General features: G+C 59.6%; 13 protein-coding genes and 1 riboswitch. Of the genes, 3 read left to right on the forward strand and 10 right to left on the reverse strand.

Translation table 11 applies throughout. From position 1 onward, the window contains the following. The first annotated feature begins 45 nt into the window (after nucleotides 1–45). Nucleotides 46–1,743 carry a reverse transcriptase domain-containing protein gene (locus tag I6L49_RS13700; protein WP_216949747.1) on the forward strand — a complete coding sequence of 566 codons (1,698 nt, stop codon included), beginning with the start codon at nucleotides 46–48 and terminating at the stop codon, nucleotides 1,741–1,743. A 570-nt stretch (nucleotides 1,744–2,313) separates the two neighbouring features. Here I6L49_RS13700 and thiH read toward each other — a convergent pair. From thiH to I6L49_RS13745, 9 genes are all read right to left on the reverse strand, one after another. After that, on the reverse strand, nucleotides 2,314–3,450 hold the full coding sequence (gene thiH / locus I6L49_RS13705) for a 2-iminoacetate synthase ThiH (protein ID WP_216951657.1): 1,137 nt from the start codon (nucleotides 3,448–3,450) through the stop codon (nucleotides 2,314–2,316). Between the two features lie 122 nt (nucleotides 3,451–3,572). After that, nucleotides 3,573–4,340 carry a thiazole synthase gene (locus tag I6L49_RS13710; RefSeq protein ID WP_075116130.1) on the reverse strand — a complete coding sequence of 256 codons (768 nt, stop codon included), beginning with the start codon at nucleotides 4,338–4,340 and terminating at the stop codon, nucleotides 3,573–3,575. A gap of 85 nt (nucleotides 4,341–4,425) precedes the next feature. After that, nucleotides 4,426–4,632: a sulfur carrier protein ThiS gene (thiS, locus tag I6L49_RS13715; protein ID WP_044798987.1), complete on the reverse strand. Its 207-nt coding sequence runs from the start codon at nucleotides 4,630–4,632 to the stop codon at nucleotides 4,426–4,428. Then, a complete protein-coding gene (locus tag I6L49_RS13720; RefSeq protein ID WP_075116131.1) occupies nucleotides 4,629–5,423 on the reverse strand; it encodes a HesA/MoeB/ThiF family protein in 795 nt (264 codons plus the stop codon). Before I6L49_RS13720 ends, thiS begins: the two co-directional genes overlap by 4 nt. Continuing rightward, nucleotides 5,413–7,029, reverse strand: a complete 1,617-nt coding sequence (gene thiE, locus I6L49_RS13725; protein WP_216949748.1) for a thiamine phosphate synthase — start codon at nucleotides 7,027–7,029, stop codon at nucleotides 5,413–5,415. The genes I6L49_RS13720 and thiE overlap by 11 nt, the downstream gene beginning before the upstream one ends. Further along, nucleotides 7,026–9,017, reverse strand: coding sequence for a phosphomethylpyrimidine synthase ThiC (gene thiC / locus I6L49_RS13730; RefSeq protein WP_302054405.1), 1,992 nt, complete (start codon nucleotides 9,015–9,017; stop codon nucleotides 7,026–7,028). The genes thiE and thiC overlap by 4 nt, the downstream gene beginning before the upstream one ends. A gap of 280 nt (nucleotides 9,018–9,297) precedes the next feature. Beyond that, nucleotides 9,298–9,410: riboswitch (TPP riboswitch) on the reverse strand. A 271-nt stretch (nucleotides 9,411–9,681) separates the two neighbouring features. Continuing rightward, nucleotides 9,682–11,145 carry an aerolysin AerA gene (aerA, locus tag I6L49_RS13735; protein ID WP_216951661.1) on the reverse strand — a complete coding sequence of 488 codons (1,464 nt, stop codon included), beginning with the start codon at nucleotides 11,143–11,145 and terminating at the stop codon, nucleotides 9,682–9,684. Nucleotides 11,146–11,405: 260 nt separating this feature from the next. Next, on the reverse strand, nucleotides 11,406–11,891 hold the full coding sequence (locus tag I6L49_RS13740; protein ID WP_216949749.1) for a hypothetical protein: 486 nt from the start codon (nucleotides 11,889–11,891) through the stop codon (nucleotides 11,406–11,408). Between the two features lie 86 nt (nucleotides 11,892–11,977). Then, entirely contained in the window at nucleotides 11,978–12,400 is a 423-nt protein-coding gene (locus tag I6L49_RS13745) for a hypothetical protein (protein ID WP_005340092.1), read from the reverse strand. 88 nt (nucleotides 12,401–12,488) lie between these two features. Between I6L49_RS13745 and I6L49_RS13750 the strand changes: the two genes are divergently transcribed. Continuing rightward, entirely contained in the window at nucleotides 12,489–13,157 is a 669-nt protein-coding gene (locus tag I6L49_RS13750; protein ID WP_216949750.1) for a response regulator transcription factor, read from the forward strand. Beyond that, entirely contained in the window at nucleotides 13,154–14,398 is a 1,245-nt protein-coding gene (locus I6L49_RS13755; RefSeq protein WP_216949751.1) for a HAMP domain-containing sensor histidine kinase, read from the forward strand. Before I6L49_RS13750 ends, I6L49_RS13755 begins: the two co-directional genes overlap by 4 nt. 95 nt (nucleotides 14,399–14,493) lie before the next feature. On the opposite strand, the gene rimK is transcribed toward I6L49_RS13755, so the two are convergent. Further along, nucleotides 14,494–15,390: a 30S ribosomal protein S6--L-glutamate ligase gene (rimK, locus tag I6L49_RS13760; protein ID WP_216949752.1), complete on the reverse strand. Its 897-nt coding sequence runs from the start codon at nucleotides 15,388–15,390 to the stop codon at nucleotides 14,494–14,496. Between the last annotated feature and the right edge of the window lie 12 nt (nucleotides 15,391–15,402).

Consider the following 15,402-nt stretch of genomic DNA (forward strand, 5'->3'; position numbering starts at 1 on the left):
TAAAAGAGAAAGCATATTCGCCCCTTCATCATTCTGGGTCTTGCAATGACGCTACCAAATACAATTTTACTTTCACTCAAAACTGCGAAACTTCAACTTAACCCCACTAAACCCACCTGTATTACTGGTTGCCATTCTACCGATTCCTTAGCCTTATTCTTGGGGTTTCAGAATTATAATGAACTCCAGAAGCTAATTTATCCATCAGTAAAAAATCTATATAGAGCTTTTTATATAGACAAGAAAAATGGAGATAAAAGGCTGATTTCAGCACCTAAGAAAAAGTTAAAATCTATTCAGAGAATAATATCTCAGTCGCTCAGCAATGTTTATTCCCCAAGAAAATCAGCACATGGATTCATCCAAGGAAAAAGCATATTAACAAATGCATCCATGCATGTGGACAAAAAATTTGTTTTAAATATTGATCTGCTTGGTTTTTTTGACTGTTTGCATTTTGGTCGAGTGCGAAATTTATTTCAATCTTACCCATTAAATCTTACACCATCTGTGGCAACAGTTTTAGCCCATATATGTTGTTTGAACGGGAAATTACCTCAAGGCGCTCCAACATCTCCTATAATTTCCAACATGATTGCCTATAAGCTTGATAAGGATCTTCATCAGCTAGCGTTAGCTAATCGCTCTACATATACAAGATATGTAGATGATATTACTTTTTCATTCACCCAATCTAGACGTAGACTCCCCAGAGATATCGTTACGGTATTAAAAGGGAATAACTTAAAACTAGGCGAAAAAATTACTTCTATCATTGAAAAGAATGGATTTAAAATTAACACTGACAAAACTAGGTGTTTTTCACAAAATTTCAGACAAGTTGTAACTGGTTTGGTTGTCAATGAAAGAGCCAATGTTTCTAGAAATTTCATCCGCCAGACAAGGTCTATGATATACGCATGGAAGAAGTTTGGACTCGTTAATGCGGCACTAGAGTACCTCTCAAAATATCACGATAAATCTATTTTGGAAAAGCATGAGTTCTTTATAAAAAAGAATAAAGACAAGGGAGTTTTCTTTAGCAAGATTGTTTTAGGAAGAATTTATTTCATTGGCATGGTTCGAGGTAAAAGCGATCGCCTCTTTAGAGAAATTTTATACTCATATACTGAATGCATAGGAAAACCCAATAGAGCATTAATTAACACACCATTAGACAAAATTGGTGAATCCATTTTTATCATTGACAATCTATTAGATGACTCTCAAGGAACTGGATTTTTACTTGATGGTGTTGGGCTAATAACAAATCAGCATGTAGTTGATGGCATTGAAAAAGAAAACAGCGAACTGTTGGAAATTTATCGCTATTATGAACAGGACAAAAAGCGAAAATCAAATTTTGAGAAGGCATGTCGTGCAAGGGACTTGGCCATTCTAAAACCAACAACAGAATTTAACGGGATAAAAAGATTAAAAGTTGGGGATGACTCAATTTTAAAAATTGGTTCAAAAGTAACTGTTATGGGTTTCCCTCAATATTCACCGGGAGAGACGCCGTATATTAATAGCGGAAAAATAGTTCAGTCAAAAAAATTGTTTGAAAACAACGTATGGCTAGTTGACATACCCGTAATCCATGGCAATAGCGGCGGTCCAGTATTAAATGACAAGCTTGAAGTAATAGGCATTGCTTCTATAGGTTCTGCTCGACATGATCAATCAACAAAACTTCATGGTTTCATACCAATTTCAACGCTCATTAATTACGTAAATGAATAGATCCGTAGAATGCCGTGAACGAAATGAATTGCACCTCGCACACACATCCACAAAACATTAGCGGTGCAATGCGCTCCGCTTTTTCACCCTACGACTACCCCTGAGGTTATGGTGGGCACGGTTTTGGTTCCCCCTCTTATTTGCTGAGGCGAGCCCGCTTGTCCAGGCCGCGAGACAGGATGTCGAGCGAGCGGCGCCGGGCCATGGATGGCCCGTCGGCGCGTGCCGTCGGACAAGCGGGTGAGCCGAAGGAACCCGACGAAGTCGGGCGAATAAGCGGGGGTGGCCTTTCTTTTGGTGACTTTTCTTTGGCCACGCAAAGAAAAGTTACTCGCCCAAGCCCGAAGGGCGGGCGAAACCCCTTCGAGGCCAGCGGCCTCGCATCCTGCACGGCAAAGCCGTGCCACCACACAACAGCCTCTGCCGCCAACGCCATACCTCGGAACGGACGATTACGCCTATCGGCTAATCGACCCTACGATTGCACGACGCGGCCGTGCCTGTTCACCACTGGCACGGAGTCTGGCTGGACGCCGGGATGCCACCGGCAAAGGGGGGGCGTGGCCGCCCCTATCGACCCAAGAAGGGTTCCCAATCCTTGAACACTGGCTGCAACCCGGCCTGCCGCACGGCAGCCGCCACTTCCCCCACCGGGCGATCGTCGTGGATGGCGAACTGCTCCAGCTCCTCGGCATCCCCTTCGGCATAGCCACCCGGCTGGGTGCGCGACTCGGCCGACATCTGGGTGATGCCAAGGCGCACCGCGCCGTTGCGAAAGGTGGCCGACTCGCGGGTCGAGAGGGACAAGTCCAGCGTGGGCGAGAAGAGGCGCCAGGCGCAGATCAGCTGGGCCAGCTGGCGATCCGACATAACCACGGCAGGTTCCAGCCCGCCGGTGCAGGGGCGCAGGCGCGGGAAGGAGAGCGAGTAGCGGCTCTGCCAGTGGTGGCGCTCAAGCCAGCTCAGATGCTCGGCGACAAAGTAGCTGTCGGCACGCCAGTCCGAGGAGAGGCCGATGAGTGTCCCCAGTCCGATTTTGTCGATACCGGCGCGGCCAAGTCGATCCGGCGTGGCGAGGCGCCATGCGATGTCCCGCTTGTTGCCGCGCAGGTGATGGCGCGCGTAGGTGGGTGCGTGGTAGGTCTCCTGATAGACCATAACGGCATCGAGGCCGAGGGTTTTCAGCTCGGCATATTCGGCCTGCGAGAGAGGCTGCACCTCCATCCCCACCGTGCTGAAGTGGCGGCGGATGATGGGCATCACCTCGCGAAAATAGGCGAGCCCCACCTTGTGCTCGTGCTCGCCGGTCACCAGCAGCACGCTGTCGAAACCGCGCGCCTTGATAGCCAGACACTCGCGCTCTATCTCCTCTGCATTCAAGGTCTTGCGCTTGAGACGGTTGCTCATGGAGAAGCCGCAGTAGGTGCAGTCGTTGGCGCAGAGGTTCGACAGATAGAGCGGCACATAGAAGCCGATGGTGTTGCCAAAACGCTGACGAGTGAGCCGCTCGGCCTCGGCCGCCATCTGCGGCAAAAACGCCTCGGCGGCAGGGGAGATCAGCGCCATAAAATCGGCCAGGGTGCGGCGGGGGGCGCTCAGGGCGCGTGCCACATCGGCGGCCGTCTTGGCACGGATCTGCATGCCGATATCGTCCCAATCCAGCTCCTGCCAGCGGTCGAGAAAGGAGGGGGCGATCTTTGATCCTATTTCCCCCTGGGCCCTCACCCCCAGCCCCTCTCCCTTATTTTGTGAAGAGCCGAGAGGGGGGCAAACCTCTGGCTGCCCTTGGGGCAAGGGGGAGATGTTCATAGTCGCCCCTGTTTCATGACTCATAACGCCCCCAGAAAATCGGTGAGCGGGCTGGAGGCTTGGGCCTGCAGGGCGCGGGCGCCGAGGCCTGCTTCATAAGCGCTGCGACCGGCAGTGCAGGCCAGTGCAAAGGCGCGGCCCATGGCGACCGGGTCGCCGCTGACGGCAATGGCGGTGTTGACCAGCACGGCATCGGCGCCCAGCTCAAAGGCGGCGGCGGCGTGGCTCGGCGCACCGATGCCTGCATCCACCACTACCGGCACATTGGCCTGCTCGACGATGATGGAGAGAAACTCCCGGGTCACCAGCCCCTGATTGGAGCCGATGGGCGCGCCAAGCGGCATCACGGCGGCGCAGCCCACCTCTTCCAGCCGCTTGCAGAGCACGGGGTCGGCGCCACAGTAGGGCAGCACCACAAAGCCCTCTTTCACCAGCTGCTCGGCGGCTTTCAGCGTCTCGATGGGATCGGGCAGCAGATAGCGCGGATCGGGGTGGATCTCCAGCTTCAGCCAGTTCGTCCCCAGCGCCTCGCGGGCGAGGTGAGCGGCAAATACCGCCTCGGCGGCGGTCTTGGCACCTGATGTGTTGGGCAGCAGCTTGACTCCGAGTTGCAACAAGGGGCTCAGGATATCGTCGTGGGCCTTGCCCGGTTCGAGCCGCTTGATGGCCATGGTGACCAGCCGGGAGCCGCTCGCCTCGATGGCGGCGGCCATCAGTTCAGGGCGGGCAAACTTGCCGGTGCCGGTAAAGAGGCGCGATGAGAAGGTGTGATCGGCAATTGTCAGCATGTCAGCCTCCGGCCACTGCGGTAAGAAGAGGTGAGGCCCCGCCGCAAGGCAGAACGCTCGAATATGGGACTGCGAGCATCATGGGTCAGCCTCCCGCAATGGCGGTGAAGAGGTGAAGTTCATCCCCGTCATTGAGACGGGTCTCGGCCCAGCGGCCACGGGGCAGCACGGCGCCATTAAGGGCCACCGCCACCCCTTGGGGATTGACCCCTTGCGCCGCCAGCAGGTCGGCCACGCTCTGCCCTGCCGTCAGAGGCTGGGCTTTATCGTTGAGTCGAATGGTGAGGGTCATGGGGTGATCTCCTTATCGTGTGTCGGGCATCGGCGCTGCCCGCAAACCGGGCAATCGGGGTCGGGAGCCAGAGTGAGGGTCTGCCACTGATGGGTCAAAGCATCGAAGCGGCGCAGTGTGCCGGCGACCGGGCTCGGCATCCCGAGCAGCAGTTTCAGTGCCTCCAGCGCCTGCAAAGAGCCCATCACCCCCACCAGCGGGCCGGTGACGCCGCTGGTCTCGCAGCTCTGGCTCACCTTGGTATCCAGCGGATAGAGGCAGGCGTAGCAGGCGTGATCGCTGCTGGTGCGCGCCATCAGCTGCCCCTGCCAACCCACTGCGGCGGCGGAGATCCAGGGCTTGCCCTGAGCCACGCAGGCGGCGTTGATGGCATGGCGGGTGGCGAGGTTGTCGCAGCAGTCGATCACCAGATCCACCTCGGCCACAAACTCCGGCAGGCTGGCGGCATCGAGTCGCTGGTTGATGGCGATCAGCTCCACCAGCGGGTTGTGGGCGGCCAAGCGCTCGCGGGCCAGCTCCGCCTTGGAGTGGTTGACCGCCTCGCTATCGAACAGGATCTGGCGCGGCAGATTGCTGGAATCCACCGTATCGCCATCGGCCAGCCACAAGGTGCCCACCCCGGCCCCGGCCAGATAGAGGGCGAGCGGCGAGCCGAGCCCGCCCAAGCCCACGATCAGCACGGACTTATCTTTCAGCCGTGCCTGACCCGCCTCCCCCACTTCCGCCAGCATCAGCTGGCGGCCATATCTCAGATACTCTTTGTCACTAAGAGACGCCTCATCAGAGCGCATGGGCCGCCTCCTGCATGTCGGTAATGAGCTGTGCTGAACGCGGCTCATCCCCCGCTCCCACGGCGGCGAGCAGCCGCTCGGTCGCCCCCTGCCAGTCGTCGCTGGCGGTGATGGCCGAAACCAGCGCGATGCTGCCGACCCCGCTTGCCTTGACCACCGCCACCCGCTCCTCGCTGATGCCACCGATGGCGACCGTCGGCCAGTCGCACATCAGGGCGCGGTAGCGATGCAGCCGCACCAGCCCCTGCGGGCGTGAGGGCATCGCCTTGGTATTGGTCGGGAAGATATGACCCAGCGCCATATAGGAGGGGGCCAGCTCGCGGGCCCGCATCAGCTCGAAGTAGCCGTGGGTGGAGATGCCAAGGCGCAGCCCGGCGGCCTGAATGGCGGCGAGATCGGCGGTCTCCATATCCTCCTGCCCCAGATGCACGCCCCAGGCACCCGCCTCGATGGCCTGCTGCCAGTAGTCGTTGATAAAGAGCCGCGCCCCATGGCGGCGACCGAGCGCTACCGCATCGCGAATGGCCGGTACCACCTCTGCGGCAGGCAGATTCTTGATCCGCAGCTGGATGGTCTTGACCCCTGACCCCAGCAGGCGGCGCAGCCACTTGACCGAATCCACCACCGGATAGAGGCCGAGGTTGGGTTCGGTCGGCGCGAAGGGGCCATCCGGCAGGCGGGCGCTGCTTGTCTCATAAAGTCCGAAACGACGGTCGAGGGCAGACCCTGCCAGTACGGCACGGGGGAAGTAAGCAAGATCGGCTGGCCAGCCAAGATGGGCGATAGGCCCCGGGCCTGCGCCCACTCCTTGCGCCGCCGCCAAGCCCTGTTGCAGGTAGGCACGCGCCAGGGTGATGGCGTCCTCCACCGGATAATCCTGCGCCACCACGGCGGCGATGGCGCTGGCGTAGCAGCAACCGGTGCCGTGGCCATGGCGGGTGTCGAGGCGCGGCGCCGCCAACCAGAATTCGCGGGTCTCATCCTGGTAGTAGTCGAGGCAGAGATCGCCGCTCCAGCCCAGATGGCCGCCCTTGACCAGCACGGCGCGGGCGCCGAGTTCGCGCAGCCGCTGGGCGGCGAAGCGCACCAATACAGGGCTGGTCGCGGGAATGCCGGTCAGGGCCTCCAGCTCGGGGCCGTTGGGGGTGATGAGCGACAGACGTGGCAGCAGCTGTTCGCGCACCGCCGCCAGCATATTGGGCTCCGCCATCGGGGTGCCGGTGCTGGCGATGGCCACAGGGTCGTAGACCACAAAGGGGGCCGGGGTGGCAGCCAGGCGGCGGGCCAGCACCTCCACATGCAGCCGGGTCGGCAACAGGCCAATCTTGATGGCGGCGGGCGGCAGATCGACGCCGAGGGCGTCGATCTGGGCGGTGAAGGTCTGCATCAACACGGGGTCGACCATCTTCACCGCCACCGAGTTCTGGGCGGTGATGGCGGAGATGACCGAACAGCCGTGCACACCGAGATCGTGCAATGTGTGCAAGTCGGCCTGAATGCCGGCGCCGCCGCCGGAGTCGGAACCGGCGATGGTCCAGACTACAGGTAGCAAGTCCGTCACTGGCGACAGGTCGGCGGGGCTGACAGCCCCGCTTGCGCTGCTCACGCCTCCTCCCCTGCGGCCTGTTTCAGTGCCGCCGCCTGATGGTAGATCTCGCCGCCAGTCTCCTTGAAGGTCTCGGCCATGCGGGCCATGCCGCTCTCCACCTGAGCCACCACCTGCTCCTGCTGGCCATCCATGCCGACCAGCTTGATCTCCACGGCTTCCAGCTTCGCCGCGTAGTCACGCACGTCCTGAGTGATCTTCATAGAGCAGAACTTGGGCCCGCACATGGAGCAGAAGTGGGCCACCTTGCCGGACTCCTGCGGCAGTGTCTCGTCGTGATAGGCGCGGGCGGTATCGGGATCCAGCGCCAGATTGAACTGATCCTCCCAGCGGAACTCGAAACGCGCCTTGGACATGGCGTTGTCGCGGATCTGGGCGCCCGGGTGCCCCTTGGCCAGATCGGCGGCGTGAGCGGCGATCTTGTAGGTAATCAGCCCCTGCTTCACATCCTCCTTGTTGGGCAGCCCCAGATGCTCCTTGGGGGTCACATAGCAGAGCATGGCGCAGCCATACCAGCCGATCATGGCCGCACCGATACCGGAGGTGAAGTGATCGTAACCCGGCGCGATGTCGGTGGTGAGCGGGCCCAGGGTATAGAACGGCGCCTCGTGACAGTGCTCCAGCTGCTCGGTCATGTTGCGCTCGATCATGTGCATCGGCACGTGGCCCGGCCCCTCGATCATCACCTGCACGTCGTACTCCCACGCAATTTTGGTGAGCTCGCCCAGGGTGCGCAGCTCGGCGAACTGGGCCTCGTCGTTGGCGTCATAGACGGAGCCCGGACGCAGACCGTCGCCCAGCGACAGGGCCACGTCATAGGCGGCGCAGATCTCGCAGATCTCGCGAAAGTGCTGGTAGAGGAAGTTCTCCTTGTGGTGGGAGAGGCACCACTTGGCCATGATGCTGCCGCCGCGCGACACGATGCCGGTGAGGCGCTTGGCGGTCATCGGCACGAAGCGCAGCAAGACGCCGGCGTGGATGGTGAAGTAGTCCACCCCCTGCTCGGCCTGCTCCAGCAGGGTGTCGCGGAACAGCTCCCAAGTGAGGTCTTCGGCGATGCCGTTGGTCTTCTCCAGCGCCTGATAGATGGGCACGGTACCGATGGGCACCGGGCTGTTGCGCAGGATCCACTCGCGGGTCTCGTGGATATAACGGCCGGTGGAGAGATCCATCACGGTGTCGGCGCCCCAGCGGGTGGACCAGACCAGCTTCTCCACCTCCTCTTCGATGCTGGAGGTGACCGCCGAGTTGCCAATGTTGGCGTTGATCTTCACCAGAAAATTGCGGCCGATGATCATCGGCTCCGCTTCCGGGTGGTTGATATTGCTGGGGATGATGGCGCGACCGGCGGCCACCTCATCGCGCACAAATTCGGGGGTGATGTTCTGGGGCAGGCGGGCACCAAAATCGCGGCCCGGATGCTGGGTGCGCAACAGTTCAGAGCGCACCCGCTCGCGACCCATGTTCTCGCGAATGGCGATAAATTCCATCTCGGGAGTGACGATACCGGCACGGGCGTAGTGGAGCTGGGTGACCCGGCGACCCGGCTTGGCGCGGCGCGGCTTTGGCAAGTGCTCGAAGCGCAGGTGATCCAGCCCCTCATCGGCCAGCCGCTCCTGAGTGAAGGTGGAGCTGAGCCCAGGCAGTTCGTCAGTGTCATTGCGCTCCAGCACCCAGTGTTCCCGCTGGCGCGGCAGGCCGCGGCGCACATCGATGGCGACCCCCTCCTCCCCGTAACGGCCAGAGGTGTCGTAGACCGGCACCGGCTCGTTGGGCTCGAATTGGGGATTATCTTTGGTGCCGCCAACGAAGGTGTCGGCCAGCTGGATCTCCCGCAGGGGCACCCGGATATCGGCGCGGGAGCCTTCGATAAAGATGCGGCGGGAGTTGGGGTGAGCCATCCCCTTGAGGCTGTCGATAAAGGCCTGAGCGCTGGAGCGCTGCTCGCGGCGGCTGGATTTGGAGGTATCAGATACGGAAGTAGACATAGCAAAACTCACATTAACTGGTTGAAGTTATGGGTATTTGCTTGTCTGGAGTTCGAGGAGAAGATGAACTTGCGGCGGGGTGTTTATCTCGGGAGGGAGTGCGCGCGGGATGGATCTCCGCGCTGCTGTTCTGCCACTTCCCGCTCTCTACACGCTGTGGGCAAGGCGCCCCACGTGCTGGACAACCGGACGGGACAGACTCCCTCCTGTGCGCCCTGACCCATCAAGGGAGATCCCTTCGATGAGCGGAAGAGGCTTGTTCCTCCCCCGGCGCGGTAACCCGCAAGTTACCCTTGTTCCCTTCGCAGGTTTTAACCTGATCAGGTTCCACGGATCCCGAATTAACGGTCTCAGCTTCGCGTCGTTCAACGGTCAGCACTCCGACAAGATGGCGCCAGTATAAGGGGGAAAATTTAAAGCACAAGCCGTTAACAATCTGGCCAACACGTCTCTTTCAACAAATGAGTGAACAATGCCTCGCTCACGGGGCCACCCCAAACAGAGGTCAAACCTGCGTTGGCATCAACTTGGCACGCCATAGCTTTCTGTTGTGATCATTCAGGGACAAGAGGACAAAAAGAGGGAAAATCGAGGGGCGCAGGGCAAGTGCATCGTCTTGCGCAGAACAGAAACAGGCCCCTATGAAAGGGGCCTGCGAGTGAGGTTATTGAACCGGAACTATGGTCAGGGATACATTGCCAAACCCTTCGTTGGCAAGGGCCTCGCTGTCCAGATCCACACCGGTAAGCGCCACCTCCTCGGCAGAGGCACTGCGCAGCTGGGCAGCCTTCGCGGAACGGGTCTGGGGCTGACCGATTTCGATATCGCCGGCAAACTGGCTCTCGGCATAGAAATCACCGGTCACTGCCGAACGGATCGGGCGCAGCACACGACCCAGGTTATTCTGCATGGTCGACAAACCATACTCGCTGATGGTCCAGTTCCAGTCCCACCACTTCACTTCACCCGGGATATAACGCTTGTCCCACTGGTAACGGATGCTGCTTGCCTTGTCGCGGAACGGGCCGACGGCAAAGGTGTGCTCCCAGGTCGGACGATTCTCCGGATGGGTATACCAGGCATTGCCGCCCCAACGCAGGAAGCCCTTCATGGTCAGGTCATAATTGACCTCGGCCTTGAACTCGTAGGGGTAGGAGATGTTGGACTTGTAGAGGGCAACCCGTACCGGCAGGCTGGAGTGAGGCGGCACCGTGGGGCGCGCTTCAACCGAGACGGTCTCGGTCGTCGAGCCTCCTTTCTGGGAGGCCCAGCTCTGGCTCGCAGCGATCTCGATGGCTAGTTCAGTTTCCCCCACCAACGGCCACTGAAACTTGTTCTTGGTGGTCACCTTCTCGCTCAGGCTGTAGGTGTCGGTCTTCGACCAGTTGGTGGCCTTGTCGTACTTCAGGGTCACCACCACCTGCTGGGGCAGGTCGGTGTAGTTGGTTGCATTGGCCGTGATGGTCTTGACCAGCTGCTTGCCGCTCTCGGTGACCTGACCATGGCTGAAGGAGTCGGGTTCCAGGGTATATGAGAAGTTGCTTACCTTGATGGAGCTCTTCTCCCCGCAACGATATCCGGAGCAGCCGCCGTCATTATTTCCCTTTATCAGCCAGCCATCGCCAACCCGGGTAACATCCATATCTTCCCCGACATAGGGGCTATGATTTCCACCCACCCAGGCATATCCCAAATAATGGGCGAGATAACTGACCGGCTTGATAAAATAATCATTGTCGTGGACAAGCCGCCATTGCACATCGACCTCATCACCCGCCGGAATATTCCAGTCAGAGAGTGTTGGTATTTCTCCGGAAATCGGTGAATTTGGATAGCACCAGGTTTCTCCGGCAGTGCCCTGTTTGATTTCGCCATTATATCCTGGCCCCATAATCACCCAGCGATCCGCCAGTCCGGTGATCTGCCACTGCCCCATGCGGCTGACCAGATTACCCTTGATACTCATGGCTTCATCACGGGTCAGAGGACGGTAACCACTGGCACAGACGCCCGTGCCAAGCCCCGTCCACTTGACCTGATCAGGGTAGACAGGTTCAGCCGCCTGCACCTGAGCGAGCATCAATGAAGACGCCAAAAACGCCAGATTGGCGGTAATTATTCTATTCATCATTTATCCCTCTTTCAGACATACGATAATTGTTATTGTGTAGAAATATCCTTTTTCATTTGACAGGTATGGACTCCGACAAAACCTGACACAAATAAAATAAACCACCAAAAAACATCCATGACAAACAAAATAATGGTGGTATAAGAAAATAATTAGAGCGATGACTTTATTGAGGGATAAATCATAAATATTGTGGCAGCCATTATTTAATGGCTGCCACAATATGGTGAAGCTATATTAAATAAGAAGATGCTGAATTACTCTTCCGGATTGATCACTTCAATTCCCTGCAATATTCCATCCGCCGAACGGATCAATACCAGCTCGCTCCCGGCATGCAGATCGGCGGCGGAACCGTTGACCCAGCGCACCTGCGGATTGAGTGGCACTGTGCCCAGGGTTGCCAGCGTGAGCTGCCGGTCATCGAAGGATTGCAGGCGATCTTGCGCCCGCTGCCAGGGCTGATTGGCCAGCTGGGCTCTGGCGGCCAGCAGCTCAATCCGGGTGGCAACGCCATCTGCCACCAGCAGGGCGAGCTGGTCGCCGGGTTTGAGTGGCTGCGGCCAAATCTCCCCCTGCCGCCAGACGGCGGCACTGCCCTGCTCCACCTCGGCCCCCTGAAATTGCAGGCGGATGCCGTCGCTGTGCTCCAGCTCCACCAGCCACAATTCGTCGGCTCCCGCCTGCGCCGCCCAGAGCGGCACACCCAGCATCCATGCACACCACTTTCTCGATTGTTCCATCTTCGTTCGTCCCTGAACAAAAAGCCCATGCTGGACAAGCATGGGCTTCATTCGGGAGCATTTCTAATCGGAACGCAGAGATCGGATCAGTCATCCTCGCGGCAACGGCTCAGGCGCATGCCGTCAAACTTGCACTCCAGCTCCAGCCAGCGCCCTTCGAACGGCGCCAGACTGTTATCCGAAGTGGTGTAGCCCCAGATCCGCCCCCCTTCGACCGGCCCCTCCAGATCCATCTCGTCCTTGTCATCTTCGTCGAGGGCTTCGACCTTGCGTACATAGCGCACGCCGTTCTCAACCACCCCTTTCATCTCGACCCAGGTACCACCGAGATCATCCTCGTTGAGCCAATCCTTGAAGCGGGTCTGGTCGTCGATCACGAACGGCATGCCGTTGACCATCAACTGGCCAAGCTGCCAGGTGGTGCGGCCGGTCAGTTTGAATTCGGTCGCCTGTGCGGTGCCAAGTGGCAACAAGATCAGCAACAGAAGGGCGCAGAGAGACTTCTTCATCAGGGATCCTCGGGGTTACACTGGCAAACAGGATGCCGAATCCGGTGTGAAAAGAGCGTGAAACGCTCGCCAACCAGGAGAGCAAAGCATGAAGATTTTGGTAGTGGAAGACAATCCTCAGGTGGCGGAAACCATCATGGATTATCTGGAGCTGGCCGGTCACCGCCTCGATTGCGCCTATCACGGTCAGGCGGCGCTGCAACTGCTGGAGGATCAGCGTTTCGACGTCATCATCATGGATGTGATGATGCCGCGCCTCGATGGCCTCAGCACGGTGGCGCGCCTGCGCGAGCAGGGGATTGCCACTCCTGTGCTGTTTCTCACCGCCCGCGACAGCCTGGAGGACAAGCTGGCAGGCTTCAAGGCGGGAGGGGATGACTATCTGGTCAAGCCGTTCGCCATGGAGGAGCTGGAGGTGCGGCTGCAAGCCCTCAGCCTGCGCGGCCCGCGCGGCGATGTGGGAGCAATCAGCTTTGGCGATCTGACGGTCGATGTCACCAGCGGCCGCGCCACCCGCGCCGGTGAACAGCTCAAGCTCGGCAAGATCCCGTTCCAGATCCTCGCCCTGCTGGCCCGCCGCGCCCCGGCCATCGTCAGCCGTCAGGAGGTGCTCGACACCGTCTGGGGCGATGAGGAGCCCGACTCCGATGCCCTGCGCAGCCACATCTACGCCCTGCGCAACGCGCTGGACAAACCCTTCCCCACTCCCATGCTGGAGACCCTGCACGGTCAGGGCTACCGACTGGTGAGCGCATGAGCCTGCCGAGCCTGCGCCGCCGCCTGATCATGGCACTCGGCGGCGCCGGGGTGGTGCTGCTGATCCTGCTCTCCGGCCTGATGCTGGTGGCCGAGGACAAGATGGAAGAGCTGAGCCTGCGCCACTGGCTGGAAGCCGAAGTGACCCGCTACAGCGATGACTGGCTGCGACTCGGCCCGGCCGCCGCTGCCCCGAGTCCCAGACAGTTCTCCAGCTACTGGACCGAGGCGGGCCGCTTGCCCAAGTGGTTGAAGCCCTACCAGACTCCCGGCTTTTTCGAGCACCAACTGGGCAAGGAGGACAAACACTTTCTGGTGGCCCGTCACCCCTCCGGCGAGGGACTGCTCTATCTGGTGTTCAACGACGACGCCGACGACTACCTAGACCCCTACGAAGACAAGCTGCATCTGGCGACCCGACTGATCGGGGTGACCCTGCTACTCGCCTGCCTCGGCTTCGGCATCTGGCTGGTGCGCCATATCACAGGGCCGCTGCAACGGCTGCAACAGAGGGTCGCCCACCTCACCCCGGATCAGGCGGATTTCGAGCCCGATGCCCCCTGGCAGGAGCTGCGGGATATCGAGCTGGCGCTGCTGGCCGGCAAGCAGGAGGTGAGCGCAGTATTCGCCCGCGAGCAGGAGTTCAGTCGCTTCGCCAGCCACGAGCTGCGCACCCCCAACATGGTGATCCAGGGCTCGGCCGCGCTGCTTGGCAAGGTGACGGATCTGCCCGCACCGGCCTCCCGCGCCACCACCCGTATCCGCGCCGCCGCCGACGAGATGGCGCTGCTCACCGAGACCTTCCTGCTGCTGGGCCGCAAGGAGGCTGTGGAGCGACCGCTGCAACAGGTCACCCCGCTGATCCGTCAGGAGCTGGCCCGTCTCGCCCCACTGTTGCAGCGGGAGGCCCTCGATATCCGGCTTAATCTGGACGAGAGCAGCGAAGTAAATGCCCCCCTCTCCCTGCTCGCCATCGCCCTCGGCAACCTGCTGAAAAATGCCCTGAGCTATGCCGAGGGACATATCGACATCGAGCTGTATGGCCCGGTGCTCACCATCAGCAACCCGACGGCGGCGGCGCCGGATCAGATCCTCGGCTACGGCTGTGGCCTCACCATCATTCAGCGCATCTGCGAGAAACTCGGTTGGAAGATCGATACCCGGCTGAAGGACGGAATTTTCAGCGCACGGCTGGCGATGATCACTGCCGAACAGTTCCCTCTCCCTTTGGGAGAGGGTTAGGGTGAGGGCGCAGTGGCACCGCCAACCCACCAGCCAGATAGCAACAAGGCGCCCGAGGGCGCCCTGTTTCTATCTGACGGATGCAAGCCTGAGGCTCACTCCGCCGGTTTGTTCTTGCGGCTTGCCTTGAGTTCGAGGAACTCGATGATCTTGCCGGCCACATCCTTGCCGGAGGCGGCTTCCACCCCTTGCAGGCCGGGGGAGGAGTTGACCTCCAGCACCAGCGGGCCGCGGGCGCTGCGCAGTATATCCACCCCCGCTACATCCAGCCCCATGATCTTGGCGGCCTGCACGGCGGTTGCACGCTCTTCCGGGGTGATCTTGATCGTCTCGGCGGTACCGCCACGGTGCAGGTTGGAGCGAAACTCCCCCGGCTGGGCCTGACGGCGCATGGCGGCAACCACCTTGCCGTTGACCACCAGACAGCGGATGTCGGCACCATTGGCCTCGCGGATATACTCCTGCACCAGAATGTTGTTGTTGGTCTGGATAAAGGCTTCGATCACGCTCTCGGCGGCTTTCTGGGTCTCGCAGAGCACCACGCCAATCCCCTGGGTTCCCTCCAGCAGCTTCACCACCAGCGGCGCCCCGCCCACCATGGTGATGAGGTCGGGTACGTCGTGGGTGCTGTGGGCATAGCCGGTGATGGGCAGGCCGATGCCATGGCGGGAGAGCAGCTGCATCGCCCGCAGCTTGTCGCGGGAACGACTGATGGCCACCGAGCTGTTGAGGGCCATGGTGTTCATCATCTCGAACTGGCGCAGCACGGCGGTGCCGTAGGCGGTAATGCTGGCACCGATCCGGGGGATCACGGCGTCATAGCTTCCCAGCTCCCCACCCTCGTAGTGAATGGAGGGGTTGTGGGAAGCGATATTCATATAGCAGCGCAGGGTGTCGAGCACCTCTACCTGATGACCGCGCGCCTGCGCCACCTCGACCAGACGGCGGGTGGAGTAGTTTTTCGGCTCACGGGATAAAATGGCGATCTTCATGACAATTCCGCT

Source organism: Aeromonas sp. FDAARGOS 1419 (assembly GCF_019047045.1).
Lineage (GTDB): Bacteria > Pseudomonadota > Gammaproteobacteria > Enterobacterales > Aeromonadaceae > Aeromonas > Aeromonas veronii.